Origin of the sequence: Zavarzinia sp. (genome assembly GCF_041650655.1) — a bacterium.
Classification (GTDB): Bacteria; Pseudomonadota; Alphaproteobacteria; order Zavarziniales; family Zavarziniaceae; genus Zavarzinia.
On record NZ_JBAZKR010000014.1, the window covers coordinates 1 to 19,283 of the forward strand.

Below are 19,283 nucleotides of genomic sequence, written 5' to 3' on the forward strand. Positions count from 1 at the left end.
TCAAACGGGGCTCCGTCGCCACCTCCGGAAAGGCCCGCGATGTCCCAGGTTGCCCTGTTCGAAATCCAAGACGGCGAAGTCCGGGTCGCGCGGCATGGGGGCGAGGCGGAGCAGCGGCGCCTGGCCGATCTCGGCCTGCGGCCGGGGGCGCGGGTCACGGTGCTGCGCCACAACGGCGAGGGCGGCCTGATGCTCTCGGTCAACGACACCCGCCTGGCGATCGATGCGGCGACCGCGAGGTCGGTGATGGTCGATCGGCTCGAAGCCGAATTCCCGCCCCTCACCCTGGCCGGCCTGGCACCGGGTGAGCGGGCGCGGGTCACCGCCCTCGGCAGGGACAAGGGCAAGGGCGATTATCGCCGGCGCCTGATGGCGATGGGCCTTACCCCCGGCGTCAGCTTCGAGATCACCCGCGTGGCGCCACTGGGCGACCCGGTCGAAATCCGCGTGCGCGGCTATGCCATGAGCCTGCGCCGGGCCGAGGCCGACCTCGTCGTGGTGGAGAAACTGCCGTGAGTGCGGCCACCGTCGTCGCCGTCGTCGGCAATCCCAATTGCGGCAAGACCACGCTGTTCAACGCCCTGACCGGGGCGCGGCAGGAAGTCGGCAACTGGCCGGGCGTCACGGTCGAACGCAAGACCGGCCGCTATGTCCATGGCGGGCAGGATTACACCATCGTCGACCTGCCCGGCGTCTATTCCCTGGGCGCCGCCATCGAAACCTCGGAGGACGAGCGGGTCGCCCGGGATTTCGTGCTCTCGGGCGAGGCGGAGCTGGTGGTCAATATCGTCGACGCCTCCAACCTCGAACGGAATCTCTATCTCACCACCCAGTTGATCGAAATGCGGGTGCCGGTGCTGGTCGCCCTGAACATGATGGACATCGCCGCCCGGCGCGGCCTGGTGATCGACAAGGCGGCCCTGGCGGAGGCGCTGGGCTGCCCCGTGGTCGATCTCGTCGCCGCGCGCGGCCGCGGCGTCACCGGGCTGAAGACGGCGATCGCCGCCCTGGCGGCAGCGCCGGAGCCGCCCCGCCACCACCCCGATTACGGCCCCGAGATCGAGGAAGAGGTCGCCGCCCTGGCCGCCCGGCTGAACGGCACCGGGGGCGACCGGCGCTGGCTGGCGCTCAAACTGATCGAGGGCGACGCCTTCCTGGAGGGCGAGAGCGGCGAGGCCGCCGAAGCGGCCGAGGCCGCGCGGGCGCGGGTCGAGGAAGCGCTGGGCGACGATGCCGATATCGCCGTGGCCGACGCCCGCTTCTGTTTCATCGGCGCCGTGGTCGGCCGGGTGTTGCAGCGCCCGCGCGAGGCGAGCCGTACCCTGTCCGACCGGATCGACCGGGTGATGCTGAACCGCCTGCTCGGCATCCCGATGTTCCTCTTCATGATGTATCTGATGTTCGTCTTCACGATCTCGATCGGCGGGGCTTTCGTCGACTTCTTCGACCAGGCGGTCGGCGCCGTGCTGGTCGACGGCGGGCACCGGGTGCTGACCGCCCTGGCCCTGCCCGATTTCCTGGTCGCCCTGCTGGCCGAGGGGATCGGCGGCGGCATCCGCACCATGGCGACCTTCGTCCCGGTGATCGGCTGCCTCTACATCGCCCTCGCCATCCTGGAAGATTCGGGTTACATGGCGCGCGCCGCCTTCGTCATGGACCGGGCGATGCGGGCGATCGGCCTGCCCGGCAAATCCTTCGTGCCGCTGATCGTCGGCTTCGGCTGCAACGTGCCGGCGATCATGGCGACCCGCACGCTGGACAGCCGGCGCGACCGCGTGCTGACCATGCTGATGGCACCTTTCATGTCCTGCGGCGCGCGGCTTCCCGTCTATGCCCTGTTCGCCGCCGCCTTCTTTCCGGAGAGCGGGCAGAACCTGGTCTTCCTGCTCTATCTGATCGGGCTTTGCGCGGCGATCGGCACCGGGCTTCTGCTCAAGAACACGCTGCTCAAGGGCGAAGCCTCGCCCTTCATCATGGAACTGCCGCCCTATCACCTGCCGACCCTGCGCAATGTAGCCCTGCGGGCGTGGGAGCGGCTGCGCACCTTCGTGCTTCGCTGTTCCAAGGTGATCGTGCCGGTCGTCGTCGTGCTCGGCTTCCTGAACAACATCGGCACCGACGGCAGTTTCGGCAATCGGGACAGCGGCAAATCCGTGCTCTCCGCGATCGGCCGGACCCTCGTGCCGGTATTCGCGCCGATGGGGATGCGCGACGACAATTGGCCGGCCGCGGTCGGCGTCTTCACCGGCGTGCTGGCCAAGGAGGCGGTGGTCGGCACGCTGAACGCCCTCTATACCCAGATCGGCGCGGGCGCCGCCGCCGCCGACAATGGGCCACAGCCGAGCGTGGGCGACGAGCTGCTGGCCGCTGTCGCCACGATCCCGCGGAACCTGGCCGCTGCCTTCGGTTCGCTCGGCGACCCCCTGGGGCTCGACGTCTCCTATACCGCCGAGGGCGCCGGGGCGGCGCAGCAGCTCGAGGTGGCGCCGGCCGCCTTCGGTGCCATGGCGGCAGCCTTCGACGGCAAGGCCGGGGCCTTCGCCTATCTGCTCATGGTCCTGCTCTACATGCCCTGCGTCGCCGCTATGGGCGCCATCTATCAGGAGGCCGGGCGGCGCTGGACCCTGTTCGCCGCCGTCTGGGCCACCGGCCTCGGCTGGTGTGCCGCGACCGGTTTCTACCAGCTCGCCCGCATCGCCGAAGCGCCCTTGCGGGGCGGGCTCTGGCTCGGCGCCTGCCTCGCCCTGCTGGGGACCGCCGCCGTGGGCTTGCGTCTCGCCGGCCGGACGGCCGAGGCGCGGCGCCGGGCGGTTCCCGTCCGCGTCGGCGAGGTCCGGCCGTGAGCGCGGGGCTCGGCGACCTGCGCCGTTACATGGAGGCGCACCGGCGCGGCACGGCCGAGTCGATCGCCGCCGGGCTCGGCACCACGGCGGACCATGCCCGCGCCCTGCTGGACTTCTGGCGCGCCAAGCAGCGCGTGAGATTGGTGCCGGACGCCTGCGGCGGCAGTTGCGGCGGCACCTGCTGCGGTTCTTCGGCGGCGCTGCCCGAGGTCTACGAATGGATCGGGGGGGCCGCCTGCCCGCACGGCTGAGCGGCGGCGGCGAGACCGCCCGGCATCACGACCCGGTCCCCGCCCGCGTCTGGCGATCCAGCGCGCGCAGGATCGCTTCGGCATCGTCGCCCAGGATTTCCAGGTGGTGGCGCATCTGGCGCGAGGCCGCCTCGGCATCGCCGGAGAGGACGGCACCGACCACCGCGTCGTGCTCGGCGATCGATTCGGCGAGCCGGCCTTCGCGGAAGGTGATCAGCCGGCGATAGGGCATCAGGCGCTTGTTCAGGCTCTCCGTCTGCTGGCGCAGGAAGCGGTTGTGGCAGGCCTCGTAGAGAAGGCCGTGCAGCACGCTGTTGGCGCGGAAGAAGGTCAGCACGTCGCCGGTCTCGGCCAGGCGCCGGCATTCGAGATGGGCTTCCTCGACCAGGAGCCTTTCGCGCGGCGTCATGCGCCGGGTCGCCAGCCGGGCGCAGGTCGCCTCGAGTTCCGCCATGGCCTCGAACATTTCGATCAATTCGTCCCGCGTGTGGATCGCCACCAGCGCCCCCTGGTGCGGCCGGATCACCACCAGGCCGGCGGCCGAGAGCTGTTTCAGGGCTTCGCGCACCGGCGTGCGCGAGACGCCGTAACGCTCCGCCAGCAGGACTTCGTCGAGCCGGGCACCGGGCGCCAGGCGGCCCTGGAGGATGTCGTCCTCGATCCCCTCGACGATCCGTTCCGTGCGGGTTTCGGCCACCCAGGGCTCCGCGCCCTCCCCCTCGTGGATCAGGGCGGTGACGGTGGCACGCGCCTCCGCACGAAAATTATTTTCTTCATCCATCAATTTTCCCTTTTTGTTCTTCTTGTATGCAAATCGTCCATGGGGGTAACGTTACAGCGTTGTTGCATCGCACGATCAAGGTGACGATAGGATGGGTCCTTCGGTCAAGAAACCTTTCGAGGAGAGAAATCTCCATTTCGATCGCCTCATCGGCAACAAAAATCTGAAATGGCTCGGCCAGAACACGAACCATATTCCGTGTCACCCGGCCGTGCGCGAAGCAATGCTTCGCTGTATCGCAGATGAAGAATTCCATATTTACGCGCCACCTTGCGGGATCGAAGAATTACGGGCGTTAATTCTCGACGATCTCGGCCTGCCGGCGGACGAATTCTCGGTCCTGGTGACCGATGGCGCGATCGAAGCGCTCTATCACGCGGTGAAGACCTGGGTCGGCTCGGGCGATCGCTTCATCGCCACCGATCCGGGCTGGCTCTGGCCCCACAGCTTCGCCCGCGCGGCCGGTGCCACCGTGGTCTCCCTGCCGATCTATGACGCCGCCGCCGGCTATCGCCTGCGCCCGGAAGCCCTGGCCGCCGCCGCCGGGCCGGAGACGCGGGCGATCTATCTGGTCGATCCCAACAACCCGCTCGGCTCCTGCCAGACGGCGGAGGAGATCGAGGCGATCGCCGGCATTGCGCGGAAATCCGGCGCCCTGCTGATCCACGACTGCACCTATCGCCATTTCGCCAAGGCGCACACGCTGGCCGCCCGCTTCTATCCCGAAGGCACGGTGACGACCTATTCCTTCTCGAAGTGGCTGGGCATCGCCGGGCTTCGCTGCGGCGCCGTGGTCGCCCGGCGCGACATGATCGAGGAACTGGCCGCCGCCCCGCCCAACAACCTGGGCTCCAGCATCCTGGCCCAGCGCGCGGCGATCGCCGGCCTTCGCCACAAGGCGGAATGGCTGCCCCAGGTGCTGTCGATCGCGGATGCCAACCAACGCCGCATCGCCGCCGCGGTGCAGGGGGTCGAGGGCCTGTTCCTGCCCGTCTATCCCTCCAACGGCAATTTCATCGCGATCGACGTGACCGGGGCCGGCATCAGCCCGGACGCGCTCGCCGCCGCCTATCTCCGCCACGACATCATGATCCGCCAGGCGTCCTACCACAGCCGGGAATTCGCCGACCGCTTCATCAAGGTCGGCACCACGGTGCCGGAAGCCTGGGTCGAGGATTTCTGCACCCTTTTGCCCGGCCTGGTCGCCGAGGTCGCGGCAGCGGCCGGCACCGCCCGCGTCTATTGAGAAGAACCGAGGAAGAACCATGGACCTCTGGCTCGAAGGCCGCACCGTCCTGATCACCGGCGCCTCCAAGGGGATCGGCGCCGCCGCCGCCATCGCCTTCGCCGCCGAGGGCTGCCACCTGCATCTGACCGCGAGGAGCGCCGACGAACTGGCTGCCGTCGCCGCCAAGGCGCGCGAGACCGCCAAGGGCGACGTTTCGATCACCCTGCACCCGATGGACCTGACCGCCCCCGGCGCCTGCGCCGCCCTGGTCGAAGCCGTGGGCGACGTCGACATATTGCTGAACAATGCCGGCGTCATCCCGGGCGGCGACCTCGACGCGATCGACGAGACGCGCTGGCGCGAGGGCTGGGAACTCAAGGTCTTCGGCTATGTCGACATGACCCGCCTGGTCTACCGCCGGATGCGCGAGCTGGGCCGGGGCGTGATCATCAACAATATCGGCAATGCGGGCGAACGTTACGACGCCGATTACGTCGCCGGCACCACCGGCAATGCCGCCCTGATGGCCTTCACCCGGGCGCTGGGCGGGCGGAGCCTCGACCATGGTGTCCGTATCGTCGGCGTCAATCCGGGGCCGGTCGACACCGACCGCATCTACAAGCTGCTGAAGAACCGGGCCGAATCCTGGCTCGGCGACGAGAGCCGCTGGCCGGAGCTGCAGAAGCGCTATCCCCTGGGCCGGCCGGCCCATCTGCGCGAGGTGGTGGACCTCATGCTGTTCCTGGCTTCGGACCGTTCGGGTTACACCAGCGGCGCGATCTTCACGGTCGACGGCGGCATCACCGCCCGCGCCTCGATCATCTGAGGGCGGGGCGATGGCGACGGCCCGGACCGACGACGGCGTGAACCTCTATTACGAGGAGGCGGGCAGCGGTACGCCCCTCGTCTTCGTGCACGAATTCGGCGGCAACTATTGGAGCTGGGAGCCGCAGATCTCCTTCTTCGCCCGCCGCTATCGCTGCGTCACCTTCGCGGCGCGGGGTTTTCCGCCTTCCGATGTGCCGTCGGACGTCGCGCTGTATTCGCAGGCCCGCGCTGCCGCCGACATTGGCTGCATCCTCGACGCGATCGGGGCTGAGAAGGCCCATCTGGTCGGCCTCTCCATGGGTGGCTTCGCCGTGCTGCATGCCGGCCTGAGCTTCCCGGAACGCCTGCTCTCGATCTGCGCCGCCGGCACCGGCTACGGCGCCGAAAAATCCCATGAGGCCTATTTCCAGGGCGTTTCCGAAGAAGTCGCCCGCCAGTTCGAAGAGAAGGGCGCCCCCGCCTTCGCGCCCACCTATGCCGAAGGCGCTTCGCGCGTGCAGTTCCAGGAAAAGGACCCGGCGGGCTGGGCCCTCTTCGCGGAACGGCTGGCGAAACATTCCTCCCTCGGCGCCGCCAACACGATGCGCGGCGTGCAGGCGAAGCGCCCCTCGCTCTACGACCTCGAAGAGGGCTTCAAGGCGATGCAGGTGCCGACCCTGGTGGTCGCAGGCGACGAGGACGACCATTGCCTGCAGCCCGGCATCTTCCTGAAGAAGACGATTCCGGCCTGCGGCCTGGCCATCCTGCCCAAGACCGGGCACACCACCAATCTCGAGGAACCCGCGCTGTTCAACCACCTGCTGGCCGAATTCCTGGCCCAGGTGGAACACGGCACGTGGCGGCGGCGCGATCCCCGCGCCCGTCCCGACCAGATCATGCGGACCCGCTGAGCCATGGCCGCCGCCTGTCCCCCCGCCCTCGCCGCCGCCGGCCATGTGTCGGAAGTGCGGCTGTGGCAGCGCCATCTGGAGATGGCGCGTTTCGGGGCGACGGCGAAAGGCGGCGTCAACCGCCAGGCCCTGAGCGGCGAGGAAATCGCGGCCCGGCGCCAGTTGGTCGCCTGGGGCCGGGAGATCGGCCTTACCGCCTATCATGACGCGGCGGGCAATCTCTTCCTCCGCCTCGACGGGACGGCGCCGGCGCTCGCCCCGGTACTGACCGGCTCCCACCTCGACAGCCAGCCGACCGGCGGGCGTTTCGACGGCATCTATGGCGTGCTCGCCGGCCTCGAAGCGGTACAGGCGATCGTGGCGGCGGGCGTCCGGCCGCGCCGGCCGATCGAGGTGGTGGCCTGGATGAACGAGGAAGGCTCGCGCTTCGCCCCCGGCATGATGGGCTCGGAAGTCTTCGCCGGGCTCCGCCCGCTCGATGCCGTGCTGGCCGTCACCGATGCCGCCGGCACCTCGGTCGCCGAGGCGCTGAGGGACGTGCTGGCGGCGGAGGCCGGGACGGTCGCGCCCCGCCCCGCCGGCCCGGCGCCCCATGCCTTCCTCGAAGCCCATATCGAACAGGGCCCGGTGCTGGAAGCGGCGGGCGTGCCGATCGGCGTGGTCACCGGGATCCAGGGCGTGCGCCGTTACCGCGTCCGCGTGACCGGGACCGAGGCCCATGCCGGGACGACGCCGCGGGCCGAGCGGCGCGACGCCCTGTTAGCCGCTGTGCGGATCGTCGACCGCCTCCAGGCCGAAGCCGATCTGCCCGGCGTGATGTTCACCGTCGGCCTGTTCGAGGTGAAGCCGAATGCGCCTTCCGTGGTGCCGGCCGATGCCTATTTCTCGATCGACCTCCGCCATCCCGACGACGCCCTGCTGCGCCGCCTGGGCGAGCGGGTGGCGGCGGTTGCCGCCGAGCTGGCGCCGCCCTGCACGGTCGAGGTCCAGGAAATCGCCCGGGCCGACGCCCTGCGCTTCCCCGAAGACCTGTGCGACCGAATCGCCGGGGCGGCCGATCGCTTGGGCCTGAAACACCTCGCCCTGCCCTCGCTCGCCGGGCACGATGCCCGCCAGCTTCACCGGATCTGCCCGACCGCCATGATTTTCGTGCCCTGCAAGGGTGGCGTCAGCCACCGCGAGGACGAATATGCCAGCCCGGCCGATCTCGCCGCCGGCTGCCGGGTGCTGACCGAATGCCTGCTCGACCTCGCGGAGACCGCCCATGACTGAGCCGCGCGCCTATGACCTGCATTACGGCGGGCGCTGGCAGAAGCCCGTTTCGACCGAGCGGATCGAGGTGCGGAGCCCGGCCACCGGCGCCCTGCTGGCGACCGTACCGGCCGCCGGCCCTGCCGATGTCACCGCCGCCGCCGATGCGGCGCAAGAAGCCTTCGACGCCGGCTGGGGCCGCATGGACGCGCTGGACCGCGCCCGCCCGCTGCGCGCCCTGGCCGAGCTGCTGCGCGCCCGCATGGGCCAGTTGGCCGAGCTCGAATCCGCCGTGACCGGCCGGCCGATCCGCGAAATGCGGGCGCAGATGGCCCGCATCCCCGAATGGATCGAGTATTTCGCTTCGATCGCCGTCGGCCTGGAAGCCGAATCCAACCTGGTGAAGGGCGGTTTCGTCACCCTGACGGCCTATGAGCCGCAGGGCGTCTGCGCCCTGCTGACGCCGTGGAACCACCCGGTGCTGATCCTGGTGAAGAAACTGGCGGCGGCGCTCGCGGCCGGCAACTGCTGCCTGATCAAGCCGTCCGAACTCGCCCCCGTGTCCCCCCTGATCCTGGCCGAATGGGCGATGGAGGCCGGACTGCCGCCGGGTGTGGTCAATGTCGTGACCGGGGCCGGGCCGACCGGCGCCCTGGTCTGCGACGCCGCCCCGGTGCGCCGGATCGACCTGACCGGCGGCACCGCGACCGGCCGCAAGGTCGCCGCCCGGGCGGGCGAGCGGCTGGTCCCCTGTACGCTCGAACTGGGCGGCAAGACGCCGGTGGTGATCTTCGCCGATGCGCCGCTCGACGAGGCGGTGGCGGGTGCCGCCTTCGCCGCTTTCGTCGCCGCCGGCCAGACCTGCGTCTCGGCCAGCCGCTTCCTGGTCGCGCGCCCGCTCTACAACGCCTTCTGCACCCGCCTCGGCGCGCGGGCCGACGCGCTCCGCCTGGGCGATCCGGCCGATCCGGCGACCGACATGGGGCCGGTGATCTCCGCCGCCGCGCGCACCCGCTGCCTCGACTTCATCGCCCGCGCCAAGGCCGAGGGGGCGCGGCTGGTCGCCGGCGGAGCCCCACCCGACTTGGCCCCGCCCTTCGACGCCGGCCATTACCTGCGCCCCACCGTCTTCGCCGATGTGACACCCGAGAGCCACCTGTTCCAGGAGGAAGCCTTCGGCCCCGTCGTCTCCGTCACCCCCTTCGAGACCGAGGCGGAGGCGGTCGAGCTCGCCAACGACAGCGCCTTCGCGCTGGGTGCCGCCGTCTGGACCTGCGACGTCGCCCGCGCCCATCGGCTCTCCCGCGCGATCCGGGCCGGCGTGCTCTGGATCAACGACCACCACAAGAACGACCCCCGCTCGATCTGGGGCGGCTTCGATGCCAGCGGCTGGGGCAAGGAGAACGGCTGGGATGCGCTGCGCTCCTACCTGCGCAAGCGCTCCATCGTGATCCGCACCGCCTCGCAATATGACGACTGGTTCGCCGGAAAGGGACGCTACGGATGACAGCGCAGCAGGCTCTTCTCGCCTTTTCCGGGATCGACGTCACCTATGGCGGCGAGCACGGCACCGCGCCCGTCACCGCCCTGAAGGCGGTCGATCTCGAAGTCCGGGAAGGCGAATTCGTCTCGCTGATCGGACCTTCGGGCTGCGGCAAGAGCACGCTGCTCCGGGTCGCCGCCGACCTGATCAAGCCGAGCGCCGGAACGGCGCTGATCGACGGCGTCTCGCCCGCAGATGCCCGCCTGAACCGCGAGATCGGCTTCGTCTTCCAGGACGCAGCACTCCTCGAATGGCGGCGCATCCTGGCCAATGTCGCGCTGCCGCTGGAACTCCAGGGGGTTCCGAAGGAAAAGCGCCTGGCGCGGGCGCGGGAATTGCTCGCCCTGGTCGGCATCGGCGAATTCGAGAATGCCTGGCCGCGCCAGCTCTCGGGCGGCATGCGCCAGCGCGCGGCGATCGCGCGCGCCATGTCGACCCGGCCCCGCGTGATGATGATGGACGAGCCCTTCGGCGCCCTCGACCAGATCACCCGCGACCGCCTGAACCTCGAACTGTCCCGGATCGTCGAGAAGGAGCGGATGACCGTCGTCTTCGTCACCCATTCGATCCACGAGGCGGTGTTCCTGTCCGACCGGGTGGTGGTCATGTCGCCGCGCCCGGGCCGCATCCGCGAGGTGATCGACGTGGATCTACCACGACCGCGCGAACTCACCGTGCGCGACACGCCGCGTTTCACCGAATTGTGCCGGCTGGGCGAACGCCTGCTGGAGGAAGGTTTCCATGGCGAATAGGCCCGCATCTTCGCTCGGCGCGGCGCTCGCCTCCGCCCTGCCGGCGGTGGTCACCACCATCGTGCTGGTCGTCGTCTGGGAAATCCTGGTCACGGTGACCGAGACGCCGGCCTATATCATCCCGGCGCCCAGCCGGATCTGGGAAGCGCTTTTCACCGGCAACAGCAGCCTTTCCTATCACACCATGCTGACCGGCTTCGAATCGCTCGCCGGCTTCGTCATCGGCTCGGCGCTGGGGGCCATGCTCGGCATCGTCTTCGCCTATTCGCGCTTCGTGGCGCGAAGCCTGATGCCCTATGTGATCGCTTCGAACACCATTCCGGTGGTCGCGGTCGCCCCCATCATCATGCTGTGGTTCGGCGCCGGCATCGGCTCCAAGGTGGCGGTCACCGCCTTCCTGTCCTTCTTCCCGCTCGCCCTCAACATGATGAAGGGCCTGCAGTCCTATGACCGCACGGTGATGGAAGTGTTCCATGTCGCCGCGGCGACGCCCCTGCAGCGCTTCTTCAAGATGCGCGTGCCGAGCGCCATGCCCTATATCTTCGTCGGCCTGAAGCTCAATGTGACCTTCAGCGTCATCGGCGCCATCGTCGCCGAATTCGTCCAGGCGGACCGGGGCCTCGGCTTCGTGATCATGACCGCTTACCGGACCCTGAACATGCCGAGGCTGTGGGCGGCCATGCTGGCCTCCGCCCTGCTCGGCATCCTGCTCTTCGTGCTCGTCGCTGCCGCCGAACGCCTGGTCATCCCGTGGCACAGCTCGATGCGCGAGGTGAAGTAACCACATCTGCAACAGGAGGCTTGGGGTTCATGAAGACTTTGAAGACGATCATGGCAGCCGCCGCGTCGCTGGCGCTGCTCACGGGCGCCGCCCGGGCCGAGGAATCATCGATGCGCCTCGAATGGGTGATGCAGGGCCAGTTCGCCGGCCCCATCCTGGCGCTCGAGAAGGGCTATTACAAAGCCGAAGGGCTCGACATGAAGCTCGAACCCGCTGGCCCCGACCTGAAGCCGACGATCACGGTGGCCCAGGGCTCCAATACTTTCGGCATCGGCCATCCCAACCAGGTGATCGCGGCCCGCGCCAACGGCGTGCCGCTGGTCACCGTGCTCCAGCTCGGCCAGAAGAGCGCCAGCACCTATATCGCCCGGAAGGAAACCGGCATCAAACGGGTCGAGGACATGCCGGGCCATTCCGTCGGCCTGTGGTTCGGCGGCGACGAGCATGAATTCATGGCCATGCTGGCGGCAGCCAAGGTCGACCCGACCACGGTGAAGATCATTCCCCAGGGCTTCGACATCGTGGCCTGGTTGAACAAGCAATACGAGGTGATGCAGGTCACCCGATACAACGAGCTGCAGCTCGTCTACGCCGCGGGTTACAAGCCGTCCGACCTCGTCTTCCTGGAGCCCGGCGACTACGGCGTCGCCATGGTCAACACCGGCATCTTCGCCCGCGAAGACACGATCAAGAACCATCCCGAGAAAGTCCAGGGCATGGTCAACGCCACGCTGCGCGGCTGGCAGGAAGCCCTGGCCGATCCCGTGGCCGCGGCCAAGATCGTGGTCAAATACAATGCCGAACTGACCGAGGAGAGCCAGGTCGCCCAGATCAAGGCGATGGGCGACATGATGTGTGCCGGCCCGACCCTGCAGGGCCATTTCGGCATGACCGATCCCGCCACCTGGCCGGTGATCGAGAAGGTGCTGATCGACACCAAGCAGATCGACAAGCCGATCAAGCTCGAAGACGGTTACACCAACGCCTTCTGGGAGAAGGCGCCGGACGCCTACAAGAAGATCGCCTGCCCGGCGAAGTAAGGACGCCTATGACCCGCGACGTCACCCTGCGCCTGCTGTGGCGCCCCCAGGCCCAGTTCGCCGGCTATCTCCTGGCCGAGCACGCAGGGCTGGCGGCGCGGCGGGGCTTCACGCTCCGCTGCCAGCCGATCGACTTCGCGGAAGCCGGCATGAAGGCCCTGTTGCGCGGGGCCTGCGATTTCGCCATCGCCAGCCCCGCGCATCTGGTGGAGAGCGAGGCGCCGGAACGCCTCGCCTTCCTGATGGCGGTGCAGCAGGCGAGCCCGCTCGTCTACCCGGTGCGGAAGGATTCCGCCATCCATCACCCGCGCGATCTCGAAGGTCGCACCGCGGCGATCTGGCCGAGCGGGGAGGACCTGGAACTGCGCTGGATGTTGCTGAAGGCGGGCGCCGATCAGGCCCGCGTGAAGCGCCTGCCGACCGGCGACACGGTCGGCGCCTTCGTCTCGGGTGCCGCCGACTGCGCCCAGATGACGATCTATCACGAATTGCACGAGATGGAGGCCCATGGGCTGCCCCTCGACGCCGTCCGCCTGTTCCGCCCGGCCGATTGGGGCGCCGAGTTGCTGAAGGACGGATTGATCGCCCGGCGCGACCTGATGGCGGCGGAAGAGAGCCTGGTCCAGGATCTGGTCGAGGTCTGCCTCGAGGGCTGGCAGCTCGCGTTCACCGATCCCGAGCGGGCGGTCGCCGTCTGCTCCCAGGTCCGGCCTGAGATGAGCGCCGAAGAACATCGCCGCCAGCTCGAACACATGCGCGAACTGGCCGCTTGCGGCCCCGCCCTGTCCGAGGGTTTCGCCGTGCCCCACCGCGACCATATGCGCCGCGCCATCGATGCCGTGCAGGAGGTCGAGGGACATGGCGGGAACCTCGATCCCGACATTCTCGCGGTGCGCCGCTACTGGCAGGCGGCACCGGCCGACTTGAAGGCGATGCCTTGGGCGTGAAGGGTCACATCGTCGTCGCGGGCGCCGGTATCTCCGGCGCGGCCACGGCCTTGATGCTGGCGGAGCGAGGCTTCGCCGTCACCGTGCTCGACCGCGCTTCGGCCGGGACGGCGGTTTCCGGCGCCAGCCTGGCCTGCCTCGGCACCCATATGAGTTCAGAGATTGAAATCGGGCAGTTGATCTGGGCGACAAGGCGCTGGGCCGAGTGGGATGCCCGCTTTGCCGGCGCCTTTCACTACCGGCGCTGCGGCCAGATTCGTTTCATCGACCACGAGGCCGACATCGCCGTTGCCGAGAAATGGATCGCCTTCGAGCGCGCGGCCGGCCTCGCCCCCGAACTCTTGAGCCGCGAGCGCTTGCGCGCGATCGAGCCGGCGCTGACCGGCCCCCTGGTGGCGGCGAGCTGGTCGCCGAGCGATGCCCTGGTCAATCCTTTCCTCGCCGTGCGCTGCCTGCTGAAGGCGGCGGGGACCGCCGGTGCGCGGTACCGCGGCCATTGCCCGGTCGAGGCGATCGAGACCGCCGGGGACCGCGTGACGGGAGTCGTCACGCCGCAAGGGCGGATCGCGGCCGACGCCGTGGTGGTGGCCGGCGGACCCTGGACGGCGGAACTGGTCGCCGGCCTCGGCGTCGATCTGCCGATCCTGCCGCGCCGTGCCCAATGCCTGGCGACGGTGCGCCAGCCGCCCACCATCCGGGGCGTGGTCGGCGGCTGCAAATCGGACCATGGCGGGGTCGATGCCGGCTATACCCAGATCCAGCAGTCGGAAGCCGGGCAGGTCCTGTTCAACACGGTGCTGGCCGGCGGCCTGTCCGCTCCCGGTGCGCAGCACCATGTGCCGGAAGTCGACCGCCGCTTCGTGCTCGATTCGATCGCCACCCTGACCCGGCTGTTCCCGGCCCTGGCGGGGGTCGAGTTGCTGCGCTCCTGGGTGCGCTACGAGGCGGTGACGCCGGACGATCGTTTCATCGTCGGCCCGGTCGGTCCCGCCGGCCTCTGGGTCGCGGCGGGTGACAATGGCACCGGCTTCTGCCGGGCGCCGGTGATCGGCGACGTGATCGCCGCCGGCATCGCGGGTGAGACCTGTGCGATCGACGCCGGCCCCTATGATCCCGGGCGTTTCACGGCTGAGGTGCCGGCATGAGCATGGTCTCCCTCCTGCTCGACGGCCAGCCGATCACGGCGGAGGAAGGTGCCAACCTGGGCGCCCTGCTGCATCGCCTGGGCCACGGCCGGCTGCGGGTGACCGAGAGCGGCGCGCCGCGCGGCCTGTTCTGCGGCATGGGTTCCTGTTTCGACTGCGTCGTGCTGGTCGACGGCGCACCGGTGCGGGCCTGCCTGACCGCCATCCGCGCCGGTATGCGGGTCTCGCGGACGGGAGGCCGGCCATGAGCGCCGAACGGATCGCGGGCGACGTCTGCGTCGTCGGCGGCGGGCCGGCCGGGCTTTCCGCGGCCCTGGCGGCGCGGGAGGCGGGGGCGACAGTCCATCTGCTCGACCTGTTCGAGCGGCCGGGCGGGCAATATTTCATGCAGCCGGCGGCGGGCGCCCATGGCCCGGCGAAACGCCAGATCCGCGAAGGTGCCGCCCTGATCGAGCGGGTGCGGGCGGCGGGCGTGATCATTCACGGCGAGGCGGAAGTCTTCGGCGCCTATGGCGATCCGGTGATCTTCGCGGGGGCGGGCGGGCGGGCCCTGACGCTGCGGCCCCGTGCCGTGGTGCTGGCGACCGGCGCCCATGACCGCGTCGCCCCCTTCCCGGGTTGGACCCTGCCCGGCGTGATGACGCCGGGCGCCGCCCAGCGCCTGGTCAAGCTGCACGGCACCTTGCCCGGCCGGCGCGTCGTGCTGGCCGGCTCCGGCCCCTTCCTCATGGTCGTCGCCGGCCAGCTTCGCGCCGCCGGTTGCGACGTGCTGCGGATCGTCGAGGCCGCCCCCTCGCCCGCCCGCCTGCTCGCCGGCATCGCCCGCCACCCAGGCCGCTGGGCCGAAGCAGCGCGGCTGCTCGCCCCCGTGGCCCCCCTCGCCTCACGCTTTCGCTTCGGCCGATTGGTGACCGCGGCCGGCGGCGACGGGCGGGTCGAGCGCGTCACCATCGCGCCCTTGGGATCCGATGGATTACCGCTGACGGCAAAGGCCGAGACCATCGAGGGCGTCGACGCCCTGCTCATCGGCCAGGGTTTCCGGCCCCAGGTCGAGGTGGCACGGCTGTTCGGCTGCGCCATCGATTTCGACCAGGACGCCGGTGGTCACCATGTCCGCGTCGACCGGGCGAGCGGGGCGACCACGGTGACCGGCGTCTTCGCCGCGGGCGAGGTCACCGGCGTCGCCGGGGCGCGGCCGGCGCTGGCGGGCGGGCGTATCGCCGGGTTGTCCGCCGCCCGTCATGCCGGGCGTCCGGCGTCCGAGGGAGACCTGACGGCCTTCGAACACGCGCTCGATTTCGCCCTCATGCTGCGCCGGGCCTATCGCCTGCCCTATGCCGCCCTCGGCAGCCTCGCCGACGCCGAAACCCTGCTCTGCCGCTGCGAAGAGGTCAGCGCCGGCGACGTCGACTCGGCGCTCGCGGAGGGGGCGCGGGACGCCGCCGGCATCAAGCTCTGGACCCGGGCCGGCATGGGCCCCTGTCAGGGCCGCCAGTGCGGCTTCGGCCTGGGCCTGCATCTCTGCGCCAAGGCGGGCATCGATCCCGCCGCCTTCGGCGCCAATCCGTCGCGCTTCCCGGCCCGGCCGGTCCCCCTTTCGATCGTGGCCGAGGCCCTTTCGGCGGACGAGCCCCCAGCGGCTCCCTAACGTCCTTTCCACGACCTCACCCGGCGGGAGGAGGCGGCAGTGCCGTTTCCTCCCGATACGAATTTGTTGACGCGATTTTTTCCAAATGCATTACTGTCTACAGAATGACATTCATACTTGCCCGAGGTCGATCGAATGCATGTCCTGGTGTTGGGGGGTGGCGTCGTCGGAGTCACGGCGGCCTGGGAACTGCTGAAGGACGGCCATCGGGTGACCCTGGTCGAACAGCATTCCGGCGTGGCCGAAGACACCAGTTGGGGCAATGCCGGCATGGTGGCGCCCGGCCATTCCTTCACCTGGTCCTCGCCTTCGGCCCCCCTCACCCTGCTGAAGTCGCTTTTCGCCCGCAATCAGGCGCTCCGCTTCACGCCTTCGCTCGACCCGCGGCTCTGGACCTGGTCGCTGAAGTTCCTGGCCCAGTGCACGAAAAGCAGATCTGAATACAATACGATCCGCAAACATCGTCTGGCCTCTTATTCACAGGCCGTGCTGAAGCAGACCCTGGCCGAAGTGCCGATCGCCTATGACCGGATCGATCGCGGCATCCTCTATTTCTACCGCCAGGCCGCCAAGCTCGAGACCGGCATCGCCCATATGAAGATCCTGGCCGACGACGGCCAGAAGATCGAAGTGCTGGACCGGGAAGGCGTGATCGCCCTCGAACCCTCGCTCGCCGCGGTCAAGGAGAAGATTGCCGGCGGCATCTATTGCCCGACCGACGAGACCGGCTCCTGCCCCGCCTTCACCCGCGAGATGGCAAAGCTGTGCCGGGGTGGCGGCGCCGAATTCCGCCTGGGCGAACGGATCGAAGCGATCGAGGCGGCCGGCGACGAGATCACCGGCGTCCGCACCAGTAAGGGCACGATCAAGGCCGATGCCTATGTCATGGCACTGGGCAATGGCAGTGCCGCGCTGGCACGGCAGGTCGGCGTCGACCTGCCGATCTATCCGATCAAAGGCTATTCCCTGACCATTCCGATCGGCGAGCAGCCCCAGCCGCCCACCATCGGTTCGGTCGACGAAGAAAATCTGGTCGCCATCTCGCGCTTCGGCGGCTCCATGCGGGTCACCGCGACGGCCGAATTCGCCGGCTACGACACCAGCCACAAGCCGAAGGACTTCGCCTTCATGGCCGGCGTCGCGCGCGAACTCTATCCCCAGGGCGCCCTCTACGACGAGGCGGAGATGTGGGCCGGGCTGCGTCCCATGACGCCCACCAACCTGCCCATCATCGGCCGGAAGAAGCACCGGAACCTCTGGTACGACACCGGTCACGGCCATATCGGCTGGACCATGTCGCACGGCTCGGCCCGCATCCTGGCCGACCTGATCGCAGGACGGAAGCCGGCCCTGCCGATCGATGAAATCGTCGCCTGAGGAGATTTCGATGAGCGAATGTCTCGATCTCGGCCTGTTGCCCTGCGAATTGGACGGCGGCATCGCCGCCAGGGCGGCCATCGGCCTCCTGGTGCTGGCGACCGACCAGACCATGGAATATGAGTTCCGCCGCCTGCTGCCGCTGGACGGCATCGGCCTCTACGCCACCCGCGTCTATAACGACGCGGATATCACGCCGGACACGCTGCGCGCCATCCGCGACCGCATCACGCCCGCGACCGAGCTGATCCTGCCGGGTCTCGATCTCGACGTGGTCGGCTTCGGCTGTACCTCGGCGACCATGACCCTCGGCGAAGAAGTGATCTTCGACGAGATCCGCAAGGCCCGGCCGGGCATTCGCTGCACGACGCCGATCACCGCGGCGCTGGCCGCCTTCAAAGCCTTCGGCGCGCGCCGCATCGGCGTCGTCACGCCCTACGCGAAGCCGGTCAACGAGATCGTGCGCCGCTTCCTGGAGGACAAGGGGGTGGAGGTCGCCGCCTTCGGCTCCTTCGAGAAGCTGGACGACCGGGAGGCCGCGCGCATCTCGCCCCGTTCCATCGCCGACGGCATCGCCGCCATGGCCGACAAGGCCGAGCTCGACGCGATCTTCATTTCCTGCACCAGCCTGCGCCTCGCCGACAAGGCGGCCGAGATCGAAGCCGCCACCGGCCTGCCGGTGACCGCCAGCGACCACGCCCTGGCCTGGCACTGCCTGCGTCTCGCCGGGGTCGGCGACGTCATTCCGGGGGTCGGCCGTCTGTTCGAATTGCCGGCACCGGTGTGATCACCAGCGTTTTTCAGCGTGCAACTGGGGACTGAAAGGGAGAGCTTGCGATGAATGGGTTGAACCGCCGTCACTTCATGGCCACCGTCGCCGTCGGCAGCCTGGCCGCCGCGTTGGGGGGCCGCCGTGCCTTCGCCGCCGACGAAGGCGTCGTCTTCGGCGCCGTGCTGCCGCTGACCGGGGCCAGCGCCTCGATCGGCGAGGACCAGCGCCGCGGCATCGAGCTCGCGGTCGAGAAGATCAACGCGGCCGGCGGCGTGCTGGGCAAGCCGCTCAAGGTCTTGGTCGAGGATTCGGCGGGCAATGCCCAGACCGCCCTCGACGCCGCCAAGAAACTGGTCTCGATCGACGGCGCCAAGGTCGTCATGGGCGAATATTCGTCGGGTATCACCGTGCCGCTGCGCCAGGCGATGGAAAAGGCCGGCGTCGTCCACATCAACTGCGGCTCCTCCTCGGTCAAGCTGCGCAAAGCCGGTGGCGGCCTCGCCTTCTCGGTGATCGGGCTCGACGACGTGATGTCGAAATTCGCCGCCAAGGCCCTGATTGCCAAGGGTTACAAGAAGGCGGCGGTGATCCTGCCCAACAACGCTTACGGCGAGAGCATGAGCGGCGAATTCGCCAAGGCCTTCACGGCCGCCGGCGGCAGTGTCGTGCATACCCTGCTCTATACCGAAGGCCAGTCGACCTATCGCCGCGAGTTGCAGCAGGTCGCCAAGTTCGCGCCCGACATCTATGTCTATTCTGCTTATGGCCAGGAAGCCGCGATCATCAATCGCGAAGCCTTCGAACTGGGCCAGAAGAAGACGCCCTGGTTCGGCATCTATCTCTCCATGTGTATCAGCGATGCGCCCAAGGAGACGGTCGAAGGCCAGCTCGGCGCCGAGGTCAATTTCATCGGCCCGAACAGCGCCTGGTACCAGGACGCCTATACCAAGAAATACGGCGAAGCCTTCCGCTCGGCCTTCAACGGCTATCTCTACGATGCCGTGAGCCTGGCGGCCCAGGCGGTCAATGCCGCCGGCAGCACCGATGCGGCGGCGATCCTCAAGGCCGCCCATGGCATCGACTATGACGGCGCCACCGGGCCGATCAAGCTCGACGCCGACGGCGAACGCTCGCAACAGGAATATCTGCTGGTCACCGTCAAGGACGGCGCCCTGGTCAACCTGTAACGCGACGCGACCGAAACCG

The 19,283-nt window shown here is 69.0% G+C and carries 19 protein-coding genes; 18 read left to right on the forward strand and 1 reads right to left on the reverse strand.

Features of this window, described 5'->3' with window-relative positions; all coding sequences use genetic code 11:
- Positions 1–39: 39 nt before the first annotated feature.
- Genes WC493_RS04745 through WC493_RS04755 form a run of 3 tightly spaced genes read left to right on the forward strand, consistent with a single transcriptional unit; the run spans position 40 to position 3,094 of the window.
- Entirely contained in the window at positions 40–516 is a 477-nt protein-coding gene (locus WC493_RS04745) for a ferrous iron transport protein A (RefSeq protein WP_373063055.1), read from the forward strand.
- Positions 513–2,843, forward strand: a complete 2,331-nt coding sequence (feoB, locus tag WC493_RS04750) for a Fe(2+) transporter permease subunit FeoB (RefSeq protein WP_373063057.1) — start codon at positions 513–515, stop codon at positions 2,841–2,843. The genes WC493_RS04745 and feoB overlap by 4 nt, the downstream gene beginning before the upstream one ends.
- The gene (locus WC493_RS04755) at positions 2,840–3,094 is read left to right on the forward strand and encodes a FeoC-like transcriptional regulator (RefSeq protein ID WP_373063059.1); all 255 of its coding nucleotides are present in this window, start codon (positions 2,840–2,842) and stop codon (positions 3,092–3,094) included. The genes feoB and WC493_RS04755 overlap by 4 nt, the downstream gene beginning before the upstream one ends.
- Positions 3,095–3,119: 25 nt before the next feature.
- Here WC493_RS04755 and WC493_RS04760 read toward each other — a convergent pair whose 3' ends face one another.
- Positions 3,120–3,875: a GntR family transcriptional regulator gene (locus tag WC493_RS04760; protein WP_373063061.1), complete on the reverse strand. Its 756-nt coding sequence runs from the start codon at positions 3,873–3,875 to the stop codon at positions 3,120–3,122.
- Positions 3,876–3,966: 91 nt separating this feature from the next.
- Between WC493_RS04760 and WC493_RS04765 the strand changes: the two genes are divergently transcribed.
- From WC493_RS04765 to WC493_RS04835, 15 genes are all read left to right on the forward strand, one after another.
- A complete protein-coding gene (locus WC493_RS04765) occupies positions 3,967–5,121 on the forward strand; it encodes a pyridoxal phosphate-dependent aminotransferase (protein WP_373063063.1) in 1,155 nt (384 codons plus the stop codon).
- A gap of 19 nt (positions 5,122–5,140) precedes the next feature.
- Positions 5,141–5,929 (forward strand): SDR family oxidoreductase, encoded by a 789-nt coding sequence (locus tag WC493_RS04770; protein ID WP_373063065.1) that lies wholly within the window; start codon positions 5,141–5,143, stop codon positions 5,927–5,929.
- Positions 5,930–5,939: 10 nt separating this feature from the next.
- Positions 5,940–6,821 carry an alpha/beta fold hydrolase gene (locus tag WC493_RS04775; protein WP_373063067.1) on the forward strand — a complete coding sequence of 294 codons (882 nt, stop codon included), beginning with the start codon at positions 5,940–5,942 and terminating at the stop codon, positions 6,819–6,821.
- A gap of 3 nt (positions 6,822–6,824) precedes the next feature.
- Positions 6,825–8,093, forward strand: coding sequence for a M20 family metallo-hydrolase (locus WC493_RS04780; RefSeq protein WP_373063069.1), 1,269 nt, complete (start codon positions 6,825–6,827; stop codon positions 8,091–8,093).
- The gene (locus WC493_RS04785; protein WP_373063071.1) at positions 8,086–9,579 is read left to right on the forward strand and encodes an aldehyde dehydrogenase family protein; all 1,494 of its coding nucleotides are present in this window, start codon (positions 8,086–8,088) and stop codon (positions 9,577–9,579) included. The genes WC493_RS04780 and WC493_RS04785 overlap by 8 nt, the downstream gene beginning before the upstream one ends.
- Positions 9,576–10,367 (forward strand): ABC transporter ATP-binding protein, encoded by a 792-nt coding sequence (locus WC493_RS04790; protein ID WP_373063073.1) that lies wholly within the window; start codon positions 9,576–9,578, stop codon positions 10,365–10,367. The genes WC493_RS04785 and WC493_RS04790 overlap by 4 nt, the downstream gene beginning before the upstream one ends.
- Positions 10,357–11,148: an ABC transporter permease gene (locus tag WC493_RS04795; protein ID WP_373063075.1), complete on the forward strand. Its 792-nt coding sequence runs from the start codon at positions 10,357–10,359 to the stop codon at positions 11,146–11,148. The genes WC493_RS04790 and WC493_RS04795 overlap by 11 nt, the downstream gene beginning before the upstream one ends.
- Positions 11,149–11,177: 29 nt before the next feature.
- The gene (locus tag WC493_RS04800; RefSeq protein WP_373063077.1) at positions 11,178–12,188 is read left to right on the forward strand and encodes an ABC transporter substrate-binding protein; all 1,011 of its coding nucleotides are present in this window, start codon (positions 11,178–11,180) and stop codon (positions 12,186–12,188) included.
- A gap of 8 nt (positions 12,189–12,196) precedes the next feature.
- On the forward strand, positions 12,197–13,135 hold the full coding sequence (locus tag WC493_RS04805; RefSeq protein WP_373063079.1) for an ABC transporter substrate-binding protein: 939 nt from the start codon (positions 12,197–12,199) through the stop codon (positions 13,133–13,135).
- A complete protein-coding gene (locus tag WC493_RS04810; RefSeq protein ID WP_373063081.1) occupies positions 13,132–14,280 on the forward strand; it encodes an NAD(P)/FAD-dependent oxidoreductase in 1,149 nt (382 codons plus the stop codon). Before WC493_RS04805 ends, WC493_RS04810 begins: the two co-directional genes overlap by 4 nt.
- The gene (locus tag WC493_RS04815) at positions 14,277–14,528 is read left to right on the forward strand and encodes a (2Fe-2S)-binding protein (RefSeq protein WP_373063083.1); all 252 of its coding nucleotides are present in this window, start codon (positions 14,277–14,279) and stop codon (positions 14,526–14,528) included. The genes WC493_RS04810 and WC493_RS04815 overlap by 4 nt, the downstream gene beginning before the upstream one ends.
- Positions 14,525–15,928, forward strand: coding sequence for an FAD-dependent oxidoreductase (locus tag WC493_RS04820; RefSeq protein ID WP_373063085.1), 1,404 nt, complete (start codon positions 14,525–14,527; stop codon positions 15,926–15,928). Before WC493_RS04815 ends, WC493_RS04820 begins: the two co-directional genes overlap by 4 nt.
- Before the next feature lie 117 nt (positions 15,929–16,045).
- Entirely contained in the window at positions 16,046–17,305 is a 1,260-nt protein-coding gene (locus tag WC493_RS04825) for a D-amino acid dehydrogenase (RefSeq protein WP_373063087.1), read from the forward strand.
- Positions 17,306–17,315: 10 nt separating this feature from the next.
- On the forward strand, positions 17,316–18,092 hold the full coding sequence (locus WC493_RS04830) for an Asp/Glu racemase (RefSeq protein WP_373063089.1): 777 nt from the start codon (positions 17,316–17,318) through the stop codon (positions 18,090–18,092).
- Between the two features lie 50 nt (positions 18,093–18,142).
- Positions 18,143–19,264 carry an ABC transporter substrate-binding protein gene (locus WC493_RS04835; protein WP_373063091.1) on the forward strand — a complete coding sequence of 374 codons (1,122 nt, stop codon included), beginning with the start codon at positions 18,143–18,145 and terminating at the stop codon, positions 19,262–19,264.
- Positions 19,265–19,283: the final 19 nt, after the last annotated feature.